We start from the raw sequence: 10,738 nt of genomic DNA on the forward strand, positions 1-10,738 counted from the left end.
CTGCACCGCCCTTTTAGCTATGAAAGCCGGGGTCTGTGGCAACGGCTGGCGGCAGAGGAACGCTGCTGTCCATCTCGCCTTTGTAACTCTTGCGCAGGTAAGGCAGCCAGCCTTTCAGCCAGTTATCGGTCCGGCCTACAAAATCAGCCACCACAGGCGCGTCCGCCATACCACCATGTGACCAGTTCTCCGGGGAGCCCGGCACAGTCGCTTTCGGGCCGGGCAGCGCCGGGCTGATCAGGGTGTGAATGGTCGCAAAATCCACGCCTTTTCCAGATTTACTTTTTTCAATGCGCGTCCATGCCGCATCCACCAGCACCGGCGGGAGCTGAAAGCCCATCATGCCCAGTCGTTGCAGGGCAGGCGGGATGAAGAGCGGGCTGCTCATCATACCCTGCAGAGCCTGATTGGATGTGAGGAACAAATTGTTGGCCACCTTGATGGGGGACGTCATCCAGCATTCTGTCCGGTTGCCGTCCTGCGGCAGGTCTCCCACCGTAAAGTTAAAGGTGTTGTGGCACTGGGCTGGCAACTGTTCTGTTTCAGAGGTCGGGAGAGATTGCGTCGTGGCCTGCGCAATGATGAAGCCGGTGACGGCCCCCTGTTCTGAACGCACGAAGATGGAGGTCAGCACCTCTCCGTGGTCAACGTCATCCTGATAGTTCAGGACCGGATGCCATTTGCCCGCAGGAAGCGGGAGCTGCCGCCCGGCAAAGGGAATTACGCCTTCAAACTGCGCATCCATCGGCGGCTGCGAGATCATGCGCCGTCCTTCATCTGCGTTGGGCTGTGCATCCGTGCTTGTGGCCGAGCGGCCCATCATATGGCCCACTTTGGACGTCAGCGTTCCATAATAAGGCAGCCGATTGACCAGCCAGGGGGCCGGGAACAGCACGGAAAACACTCCGCACACACCGGTAGTAATCAGGGCGGTGCGCCACAGGGGCGCCCGTTGCCAGAGGCGGGTAAAAGCGGACATGCCGGGTTGCTCAGTTCACACAGTTCAAAGGCGGAAGGTAAGGCCAGTCGGGAAGACTGGCCTTACGGCGTCAGGCGGGCATGAATGGCGTCACCATTATCAGGCGTACCATCCGCAATCTTGGCGGTAATCGTGCCGTCGTCTTCCCGAACGATGCGCACCATCTCTGCCCCTTGCTGGCGGGCCACAATCAGCGATTCACTGATCATATCTTCAATGGAGCGCACCAGATCACGCGCGGAGGCCGAATCGCCCATGCGGCTCTGGCGGCGCATCACGTCAATCAGCAGCCCGGCATCAATGCCGCCGGTTTCCACTTTCAGGCCGTAGCTTTCAATCATACCTTCGATTTCCAGCGCGGAAACGCGGGCAATATCCAGCCCCTTCAGGGCGCGGAACACAAAAATGCGGTCCAGACGGTTGAGCACTTCCGGTGCAAAGCCTGCCTGACGCAGTGCCTCGACCGACTCGGCGCGCATGCGGTCCGGGTCATTATGCAGGCGGTCAGCAATTTCCGTCAGCGCATCGGTGGCAATGTTGGAGGTCAGCACAAAAATGCAGCGTACGGTGGAAATCTGCTGCCCGGTGGAGGCTTCCGTCACATGCCCGTCATTCCAGGCAGTCAGGAACTTTTTGAAGACATCCGGGTGGGCTTTTTCAATTTCGTCCAGCAGCACCACGGCATCCGGCTTTTCCTTCAGGCCGCCGGTCAGCTTGCCGTACGTGTCGGACCCTACATAGCCTTTGGGGGAGCCAAAAAGCTGGGTGGCGGCATGCGGGCTGCTCATCTGCGTCATGTCAAAATGCAGCAGAGGGCGTTCAAGCTGGCGGGCCAGCTGTTTGGCCAGATAGGTTTTGCCGGTGCCGGGTGGGCCTGCCAGCAGGAAGATGCCGACCGGTTTGCCGCGCACCTGGAGCGCCAGACGGCGGCGCAGCTGCGTGGCAATATCCTCACACACCTGATCCTGCCCGATAACGCGGGCGCGCAGGTTGGCAGCCAGTTCCTCGGCATCAATTGTTGTTTCCCGCTGTTCCCGCGCCAGCATTTCTTCCAGCGCGTTGCGGTTGGTCAGTCTGGCGAGAACGTCCATCATCCACCCCCGTCGGCGTAAAAGGCCCTTGCGTGCGAGCCGTTCAGCGCGTGTTTCAAATAACAGCCCCCCGATTGTCAGCACTCCACCCAGAGCAGCCAGCACCGGCCATGCAGGCGCGCACCACTCCATGAAGTGGGTCAGGGAGGCCAGCGAGAGGTGCAGGCTGATGGCCATCTGGACACTGGCAAGCACCAGAAAGATGACCATCATCAGCGGCATCAGCCGGTTAAGGGCCGGGAGCAGGCCTTTCATTGCGCAATCACCGTCAGGCCAAGTGTGTCACCCTGATGCATGATGGGCAGGGCCTGCGGGCCAAACATGGTCACCACACCGCTGCCTATCCCGACATTACCGGGGTCAGACGACGGAATGATATCAACATTTCCGGCGACTGTAATGGGAAGAATGAGAACCGTTGGTTTAGGCTGAAGCAGCACGGTCTGGCGTGTGGTTCCACAAATCACGGTCACAGTGCCTCCTGCTCCGGTTGCATCAAAAATCGGCATAGCCACCAGCCGCAATTCCCGCCGTTTGACGGCTGCCAGAATATCGGCCTGTTCTTTTTCAGAAAAGCTGGACATGGCCAGCGCATCAGCCGCCTTGTCCGGCGCAATGAGGGAAAACTGCACGCCGGGGCGCGGCTGCGCGGTCCCGCTATTCTGGTCCGCAGCACCCCCGGCAAGAGGAGCGGTGCTCTCCCCGGTGCTGGAGCCAGAATAATGATAACCGGCCCCGGCTACCAGAGCGCAGGTGGCAAGCGCCACCATAAGGAGGCGGAAATGGGAGGGTTTTTCCTCTTTTTCCGTCTGTGCCTTGTATGCGGGGTCAGGCGAATGAGTCATGAAGCAATCAGACATACCCGGGCAGGAAAGTGCAAGTTCTGAGCTCTTAGCAAAGCCCGGAAAAGAACGCATGCCCATTAATTTCTTTTTCACGAATTCGCGGGCCGGGGCGGCTCGACTCTGTTTCCGCCCTTGCAGCCTGGCAGTGTATCCCCTACATGAAGGATCATCCTTTCATTGAATCAGAATTTTGGGGGGTGGCCTTGACGGGCCGCCTTTTTTGCATTGGACGCTGATCTGCCTGCTCATTCCGATCTTGAAGCCCGGCTTGTCGCCCTTGTGGCGCCAACGCTGGAAGACCTGGGATATGAAATTGTCCGCGTTGCGGTGCTGGGGCGTGAAAGCCCGACCGTGCAGATCATGGCTGACCGTGCCGATGGTTCGCTGATCAGCGTGGAAGACTGTGAACGTATCAGTCATGCAGTAGGCGCTGTGCTGGACGTGGAAGACCCCATTCCGGGGGCGTGGACTCTTGAAGTCTCGTCTGCGGGAATCGACCGGCCGCTGACCCGTGCCAAGGACTGGAACCGGTTTGCCGGGCATCAGGCCAAGGCCGAAGTGCTGGTGCCGATTGATGGCCGCCGCCGGTTTTCCGGTGTTGTGCTTGGGGCGGAAGATGGTATTGCCCGGCTGCGGCTGGATGATGGGACCGAGGCCGCGCTGCCGCTGGAAGAAATCCGGCGGGCAAGACTGGTCCTGACAGATGCCCTGATCGAGGCGAGTGCGCAGATGGCGCGCCCGACTGAGACGGGTGAAGAAGAAAAGAGCAAGGCCGGGGAAGAAGATCCGGCCGGGCGCAAGTTACACTGATCAAGCCGCCTGCTTTGGAGAGCTGAGAGTATGGATACCTCTGTTTCCCGTCCTGAACTGCTGCTGGTTGCAGATGCTGTCTCGCGCGAGAAGGGAATCGAGCGCGAGGAAGTTCTGGAGGCCATGGAGCAGGCCATCCAGAAGGCCGGTCGTGCAAAATACGGGCACGAAAAAGATATTCGCGCGACAATCGACCGCCGCACGGGGGAAGTCCGTCTTTCTCGCTGGACGGAAGTTGTCGAGACGGTAGAGAACGAAGAAACTCAGATTCCGCTGGCGATTGCCTGCAAATTCCAGCCGGAAATCAAGGCTGGGGAGTATCTGGTTGATCCGCTGCCGCCGATTGATTTCGGCCGCATTGCCGCCCAGACCGCCAAGCAGGTGATTGTTCAGCGCGTGCGTGAATATGAGCGCAAGCGCCAGTACAATGAGTTCAAGGATCGTGTAGGCGAGATCATCAACGGCACCGTCAAGCGGACCGAGTATGGCAACCTCATGGTTGAAATCGGCTCTGCGGAAGCGCTGCTGCGCCGTGATGAGCTGATCCCGCGTGAAACGTTCCGCAACTCGGACCGCGTGCGTGCGTATATCTATGATGTGCGTGACGAACCGCGTGGCCCGCAGATCTTCCTGTCCCGCACGCATCCGGCCTTCCTGGCTAAGCTGTTTGCGCAGGAAGTGCCGGAAATCTACGACGGCATCATCGAAATCAAGGCTGTGGCGCGTGACCCAGGGTCCCGTGCGAAAATGGCCGTGATCTCCCGTGATGCGTCCATCGATCCGGTCGGTGCCTGCGTTGGTATGCGTGGCTCCCGCGTGCAGGCCGTTGTGGCCGAATTGCAGGGTGAAAAAATCGATATCATCCCCTGGAGCCCGCAGGCTGCCACCTTCGTGGTGAACGCCCTTGCTCCGGCTGAAGTCAGCAAAGTGGTGATGGATGAAGAAGCTGGGCGCGTTGAAGTCGTGGTGCCGGATGAGCAGCTGTCGCTGGCCATCGGGCGTCGTGGCCAGAACGTGCGTCTGGCCAGCCAGCTGACGCGCTGGGATATTGATATCCTGACCGAGGCTGAAGAATCCGAGCGTCGTCAGGAAGAATTCCGTCGTCGGACCAATCTGTTTGTGGAAGCGCTGGACGTTGATGACGTCATTGCAGGGCTGCTGGTCACAGAAGGGTTCCACACGATCGAAGAACTGGCCTATGCTGACCCGGACGAGCTGATTGGGATCGAAGGGTTTGACGAGTCGGTCGTCAGTGAGCTGGTTCAGCGCGCTGAAGGCTATCTGGTGCGTCAGGAAGAAAACCTTGATACCAAGCGCCGTGAGCTTGGTGTGACGGACGATATTGCCAATCTCGGGGTCTTCACAAACCAGATGCTTGTGACGTTGGGCGAAAAAGGTGTAAAAACCCTTGACGACCTCGCGGACCTGGCTGGTGACGAGCTTGTCGAGATTCTCGGATCCGATGCTATTGAGGAAGATGCTGCCAATGAAATCATCATGGCGGCACGTGCTCACTGGTTTGATGGAGAAGAGGGTAAGCCTTCCGGTCAGGAAGAGGGCTAAGCAGGTCTTTCGGGCCTGACGAACAATGAGTGGTGATTTGCCCGAAGCGTATGATGATGAGAAAGGTCCCCTGCGGCGTTGCGCGGTAACGCGTGAGCAGGGGCAGCCTGCCCTGATGATACGGTTTGTGGTATCACCCTCTGGTGTGGTGGTGCCGGATCTGGACGCTCGCCTTCCCGGTCGGGGAATATGGTTGAGCGCCCGGCGGGATGTGATAGAACAGGCCCGCAAACGCGGTGTGTTCGCACGGGCTGCGCGGTGTCAGGTTACGGTGCCGGAGGATCTGTCTGCTCAGGTAGAGGCAGGTCTGCACCGGCGGATGGTGGAACTTCTTGGGCTGGCACGGCGTGCCGGGCAGTCCATAAGCGGTTTTATGAAGGTGCGGGAATGGGTCACACAGCGTCGTGCTGTCGTGATTGTTCACGCATCGGATGGAAGCGGAGATGAACTTGGTCGGCTCGTGTCGGGCGCCAGGGACCTCCCCGTGGTTGAGGCGCTTTCGACGGAAGACCTTGCAAAGGTTTTTGGGCGGGAGCGAGTTGTGAATGCGGCGCTGGCGGCCGGGGTTCTGGCCTCGCGTCTGTGTTGTGAGAATAAGCGTTTTTCGGGGGTTGCCGATGGTGGCTCCCGGGTTCGTCGGACCTTTCCGGCGGATGGGTGTGAACAGGCGGGTCAATGAGCGAAGGCAAGGATCAGGATCAGGGTAAGGGGCGTCTGTCCCTTCGACCGGCAGGGCGTTCGGAAGTCGGACGGACGGTTGATGCCGGGTCCGTGCGGCAGAGTTTCAGCCATGGGCGCTCGAAGGTTGTACAGGTTGAGGTGCGCAAAAAGCGTGGCCCCGGTACTCCTGGTAGCGCTGGTGGACGAGGTGCCGGTGGACGGGCCGGGGGTGGTCGTACCCTGACGGCTGCTGAACTGGCCATGCGCCAGCGTGTGCTGGCGGAACAGACAAAAGCAGCCGCTGAGGCTGAACGGCGCGAAGCCGAACGGCGCGAACAGGAAAAAATTCAGATCCTGTCCGCTGCTGAAGAAGCGCGTCGTCGGGAAGAAGACGGAAAGCGCGCTGCAGAAGAGCAGGCCGCAGCTGAAGCTGAGGCAGAAGATGCCGAGCGTAAGGCTCGTATCGACTCCATCAAGCAGATTGAGCCGAAAGGCCCCGTTGTGTCGGCTGTGCCGATCCCGGGTGAAGTCACACTGGCTCCGCCGGTTAGCCGCCTGAAGCCTCTGGCTGAACGCGCCATCATGCCGGCGCGTCCGCTCAAACCGGCAACGCCGCGTCCGCAGCCTGCTACTGGCGCCGGTGCGGAAGCCCCGGCTGCACAGACCCTGCGTCTGCGTGGTCGTGGTGCAGAGGGTGAGGACGAACCGCGTCGTGCTCCCTCCCGTCGTCCGGGTGGTGGGGCTCCGCCAAACCGCAAGAGCGCTGGTCCCCGCAAGGGTGATTCCGGGCGTCGTGCAGGCCGTATTGACGTGCAGGCCGCGATCGAAGGTGATGATGACAAGACGCGTTCACTCGCATCTGTTCGTCGCCAGCGTGAGCGTGAACGCCGTCAGGCTGAACTCGAACGTCTGCGTGCCGATCAGGTCCGTGTGGTGCGTGATGTTATTCTGCCGGAAACCATTACCGTGCAGGAACTCGCCAACCGTATGGCCGCCCGTCAGGGTGAAGTCATCAAGGCGCTGATGAAAAACGGCGTTATGGCGACTGTCACGCAGAGCATTGATGCCGATACGGCTGAACTGATCGTTGAAGAATTCGGCCACCGTGTGCGCCGTGTTTCCGAAAGCGACGTTGAGCTGGGCATTGAAGGTGTTGAGGATCAGCCCGAAGAGCTGAAGTCTCGTCCGCCTGTTGTGACCGTGATGGGCCATGTTGACCATGGTAAGACCTCCCTGCTTGATGCTCTGCGCACCACGGATGTGGCCGCAGGGGAAGCCGGTGGTATTACCCAGCATATCGGTGCCTATCAGGTTACTCTGAAGTCCGGCGCGAAAATCACGTTCCTGGATACACCTGGACATGAGGCGTTTACCGCCATGCGTGCCCGCGGTGCATCTATTACAGACGTGGTGGTGCTGGTGGTTGCTGCGGATGACGGCGTGATGCCGCAGACGATTGAAGCCATCAAACACGCCAAGGCTGCGAATGCGCCGATTATTGTGGCCATCAACAAGATCGATAAGCCGGGTGCCAATCCGGACCGGGTGCGGCAGGAACTGCTGAACCACGAGATTGTTGTGGAATCCATGAGCGGTGACGTTCAGGACGTTGAAGTGTCTGCCACCAAACGTCTGGGTCTGGACCAGCTGGAAGAAGCCATTCTTCTGCAGGCCGAGATTCTGGACCTGAAGGCAAACCCGGATCGCTCTGCTGAAGGCGCGGTGATTGAAAGCCGTCTGGATCGAGGCCGTGGCTCCGTGGCCTCTGTGCTGGTGCAAAAAGGCACCCTGCATAAGGGCGACATTGTTGTGGCGGGTTCCGAATGGGGCCGTGTGCGTGCGCTGATTGATGACCGCGGTCGTCAGGTAGCGGATGCAACACCTTCCATGCCGGTGGAAATTCTGGGCCTGACTGGCGTGCCGTCTGCCGGTGCACCGTTTGTGGTCGTGGAAAATGAAAACCGCGCTCGTGAGATCTGTGAATTCCGTCAGCGTAAGCTGAAGGAGCATCAGGTTGCTGGTCAGGTTGCTGCGCGCGGCACGCTGGACCAGATGCTGGCCCGTATTCAGGCTGGTGAGCAGAAAGAAGTTGCGGTTCTTATCAAGGCCGACGTGCAGGGCTCTGCTGAAGCAATTCAGACAACAGTCCTCAAGCTGGCGCATGAAGAAGTTGCTGTGCGGGTGCTCAACGCAACGGTGGGGCAGATCACGGAAAGTGATGTGCAGTTCGCCAAGGCGTCTGATGCCATCATCATTGCCTTCAACGTGCGTGCCACGGCGCAGGCCCGTACACTCGCCCAGCGCGAGGGTGTGGAAATTCGCTACTACTCCATCATCTATCAGGTGGCGGATGACGTGGAACAGCTGGTGCGCGGCAAGATTGCGCCCAAGCATCGCGAGAAGTTCCTGGGTTATGCCGAAATCCGCAAGGTTTTCGAAATTACCAAGGTCGGCAAAGTGGCCGGGTGTTACATTACAGAAGGCGTGGTCAAGCGCGGCTGTGGTGTGCGTCTGCTGCGTGATGGCGTGGTGATCCATGAAGGTGATCTGAGCCAGTTGAAGCGCTTCAAGGACGATGTGAAGGAAGTGGCCAAAGGCTACGAGTGCGGTCTGTCTTTCGCGGGGTATAATGACCTGCGCGAAGGTGACGTGGTCGAGTGCTTTGAAAGCGAACTGGTGCCTGCATGAGCCGTCGAAACGGATCAGGCAAGGCAGGGATTGGAGGGCCGGCGGGGTATCTCGCCGGTCTTTCTCCTTTAGGGCCGTCTCAGCGCCAGTTGCGCGTGGGCGAAGAAGTGCGGCGTGTGCTGGCGGAACTGTTCGCCCGCACCACCTTCCGGGACCCGGATCTGGCAGATGCCACGGTCACGGTTACGGAAGTCCGGCTTTCTCCTGACTTTAAACACGCCACTGTCTTTGTGGCCCGTCTGGGCCGCAGTGATATTGATGCGTTGCTGCCTGCGCTCAAGCGGGTGGCGCCCTGGCTGCGTACACAGATGTCGCACAAGCTGCGTCTGCGTGCCGCACCAGAACTGCACTTCCAGCCGGACACCACGCTGGATGTCGCCATGCATATGGATTCTCTGCTGAAATCCCCGGATGTTCAGCGCGATCTGACGGCTAAAGATCAAGCCGACGAAGAACCGGAAGACTAAGACTTCCGGGGCTTCTGACTGTTCAGCTCTTCCAGGGCTGAACAACGGGGCGGATTGCAAAATTACTTTGAATCCGCACCACACCCGGCATCCGGGATAATTCTTCTTTATGAATACGCTCATAGTCTGACATATCGCGCGCTTCTACGCGCAGCAGATAGTCAGCATCGCCTGTCATCAGGTAGCATTCCTTCACGTCCGGGCATTCCCGCGCGCGGCTTTCAAAGCGGCGCAGGCAGTCGTCTGTCTGGCGTTCCAGCGTGATCTGCACAATGACGGTGGACATGCTGTGGACCGCGTTTTTATCAATAATGGCGCGATAACCCTGAATAACCCCTTCCTGTTCCAGAATTTTTACCCGACGCAGACAAGCGGACGGGGAGAGGCCAACTTTCTGGGCCAGCTCGGCATTACTCATGCGCCCGTCATGCTGGAGGTGGCGTAGAATCGAGTCTGTCAGGCGGTCGAAGATCATAAGGCGATATCCTGCTTTTTTACGCATTTTATAGAGAATTATGCCGCATATGTCGCATTTTATGCGACTGATCGACAGGATATGCCATAGGTTTTTTGTTAAGGTTTTGGGATCGAAATGTCCTGGGTGGTTGCTGTGGCGTCTTCCTGTGTTTCTGTTTCTCCCAACTGGCCGGCTCATCGGGCCGGCGCTGTCCTCACGATTGATCTCGCGGCCATTGCAGCAAACTATCGTCTGCTGGATGCCAGAACGCCCGGTGCGCTCTGTGCCGCCGTGGTGAAGTCTGATGCGTATGGGCTGGGTGCCGCACAGGTCGCCCCCGTGCTGGAGCAGGCCGGGGCGCGGCACTTCTTTGTGGCTCATGTGGATGAAGGCCTTGCCCTGCGGCAATGGGTCTCTCCTGCAGCGCAGATTACGGTGCTGCATGGGGCGCGGCCTGAGGCTGCGGAAGACTGTGTGCGGTCTGGTTTGCGCCCGGTTTTGAATTCTCTGGAACAGGTGAGCCAGTTGCAGGCGCTGGCGGACAAGCTTGGCCGCCCGCTTGATGCAGCTTTGCAGCTGGATACCGGCATGTCCCGCTTTGGGCTTTCCGGAGCGGATGTCCGCACGCTGGTGCAGGAGCCTGAGCGGTTGCGAGGCATTTCGCTCAGCCTGATTATGAGCCATCTGGCCTGTGCGGATACGCCTGAGAACCCGGCCAATGCGGAACAGCTTCAGACCTTGCAGACCTATGTCGCTCTGTTGCCAAAAGCGCCGCTCAGTCTCGCGGCCTCCTCAGGTATTTTTCTGGGGCAGGCGTTTCACCAGAGCATCGTCCGTCCCGGTGCGGCTCTGTATGGCATTGCGCCCAACACATCTGGCCCCAATCCGCTGGCGCCTGTTGTGAAACTTCAGGCGCATATCCTGCAAATTCGTCAGCTCTCCAAAGGGGACAGGGTGGGATACGGGCTTACATGGCAGGCGGATGGCCCGCGGCGGGTCGCAACCATTGCCACAGGCTACGCGGATGGCTTTGCGCGGCAAGGGGCAGGCAAGGGCTGTGCGTGGTTTGGCGGCCAGCGTTTGCCCATTCTCGGTCGTATTTCAATGGATTCCATGACCGTAGATATTTCCCATGTTCCGGAAGGGCAGATTGCCGCAGACGATACGGTGGATCTGCT

Annotated in this window: 10 protein-coding genes; 6 read left to right on the forward strand and 4 right to left on the reverse strand. The window is 59.4% G+C overall.

The features are described 5' to 3' along the window. Positions 1–13: 13 nt before the first annotated feature. The 3 genes from AD928_RS07675 to AD928_RS07685 all read right to left on the reverse strand — a co-directional run bounded on the left by AD928_RS07675 (position 14) and on the right by AD928_RS07685 (position 2,915). Positions 14–979, reverse strand: a complete 966-nt coding sequence (locus AD928_RS07675) for a hypothetical protein (RefSeq protein WP_062249555.1) — start codon at positions 977–979, stop codon at positions 14–16. A 62-nt stretch (positions 980–1,041) separates the two neighbouring features. Beyond that, positions 1,042–2,325, reverse strand: a complete 1,284-nt coding sequence (locus AD928_RS07680) for an AAA family ATPase (RefSeq protein ID WP_062249557.1) — start codon at positions 2,323–2,325, stop codon at positions 1,042–1,044. Further along, positions 2,322–2,915: a hypothetical protein gene (locus AD928_RS07685; protein WP_062249580.1), complete on the reverse strand. Its 594-nt coding sequence runs from the start codon at positions 2,913–2,915 to the stop codon at positions 2,322–2,324. Before AD928_RS07685 ends, AD928_RS07680 begins: the two co-directional genes overlap by 4 nt. Before the next feature lie 225 nt (positions 2,916–3,140). On the opposite strand from AD928_RS07685, the gene rimP reads away from it, so the two are divergent. From rimP to rbfA, 5 genes are read left to right on the forward strand one after another with little or no spacing between them, the layout of a single operon-like run. Continuing rightward, entirely contained in the window at positions 3,141–3,725 is a 585-nt protein-coding gene (gene rimP, locus AD928_RS07690) for a ribosome maturation factor RimP (protein WP_062249559.1), read from the forward strand. A gap of 30 nt (positions 3,726–3,755) precedes the next feature. Continuing rightward, entirely contained in the window at positions 3,756–5,288 is a 1,533-nt protein-coding gene (gene nusA / locus AD928_RS07695; protein WP_062249561.1) for a transcription termination factor NusA, read from the forward strand. Positions 5,289–5,313: 25 nt separating this feature from the next. Continuing rightward, positions 5,314–5,967 carry an RNA-binding protein gene (locus AD928_RS07700; protein ID WP_062249563.1) on the forward strand — a complete coding sequence of 218 codons (654 nt, stop codon included), beginning with the start codon at positions 5,314–5,316 and terminating at the stop codon, positions 5,965–5,967. Further along, entirely contained in the window at positions 5,964–8,636 is a 2,673-nt protein-coding gene (gene infB / locus AD928_RS07705) for a translation initiation factor IF-2 (RefSeq protein ID WP_062249565.1), read from the forward strand. Before AD928_RS07700 ends, infB begins: the two co-directional genes overlap by 4 nt. After that, positions 8,633–9,103, forward strand: coding sequence for a 30S ribosome-binding factor RbfA (rbfA, locus tag AD928_RS07710; protein ID WP_062140997.1), 471 nt, complete (start codon positions 8,633–8,635; stop codon positions 9,101–9,103). The genes infB and rbfA overlap by 4 nt, the downstream gene beginning before the upstream one ends. 22 nt (positions 9,104–9,125) lie before the next feature. Here the strand turns inward: rbfA and AD928_RS07715 are convergent, their stop codons facing one another. Continuing rightward, positions 9,126–9,578: an Lrp/AsnC family transcriptional regulator gene (locus tag AD928_RS07715; protein WP_061502361.1), complete on the reverse strand. Its 453-nt coding sequence runs from the start codon at positions 9,576–9,578 to the stop codon at positions 9,126–9,128. Between the two features lie 117 nt (positions 9,579–9,695). On the opposite strand from AD928_RS07715, the gene alr reads away from it, so the two are divergent. Next, positions 9,696–10,738 (forward strand): alanine racemase (gene alr / locus AD928_RS07720; protein ID WP_062249567.1); only part of this gene is annotated, 1,043 nt, incomplete at its 3' end.

It is taken from the genome of Acetobacter cerevisiae (assembly GCF_001580535.1).
In the GTDB taxonomy this organism is placed as follows: domain Bacteria; phylum Pseudomonadota; class Alphaproteobacteria; order Acetobacterales; family Acetobacteraceae; genus Acetobacter; species Acetobacter cerevisiae.

Excerpts from the sequence above, each read along its gene's own strand:
- AD928_RS07675 (WP_062249555.1), bottom strand. The coding sequence starts at position 979 with ATGTCCGCTTTTACCCGCCTCTGGCAACGGGCGCCCCTGTGGCGCACC.
- rbfA (WP_062140997.1), top strand. The coding sequence starts at position 8,633 with ATGAGCCGTCGAAACGGATCAGGCAAGGCAGGGATTGGAGGGCCGGCG.
- AD928_RS07685 (WP_062249580.1), bottom strand. The coding sequence starts at position 2,915 with ATGACTCATTCGCCTGACCCCGCATACAAGGCACAGACGGAAAAAGAG.
- AD928_RS07700 (WP_062249563.1), top strand. The coding sequence starts at position 5,314 with ATGAGTGGTGATTTGCCCGAAGCGTATGATGATGAGAAAGGTCCCCTG.
- AD928_RS07680 (WP_062249557.1), bottom strand. The coding sequence starts at position 2,325 with ATGAAAGGCCTGCTCCCGGCCCTTAACCGGCTGATGCCGCTGATGATG.
- infB (WP_062249565.1), top strand. The coding sequence starts at position 5,964 with ATGAGCGAAGGCAAGGATCAGGATCAGGGTAAGGGGCGTCTGTCCCTT.
- AD928_RS07715 (WP_061502361.1), bottom strand. The coding sequence starts at position 9,578 with ATGATCTTCGACCGCCTGACAGACTCGATTCTACGCCACCTCCAGCAT.
- nusA (WP_062249561.1), top strand. The coding sequence starts at position 3,756 with ATGGATACCTCTGTTTCCCGTCCTGAACTGCTGCTGGTTGCAGATGCT.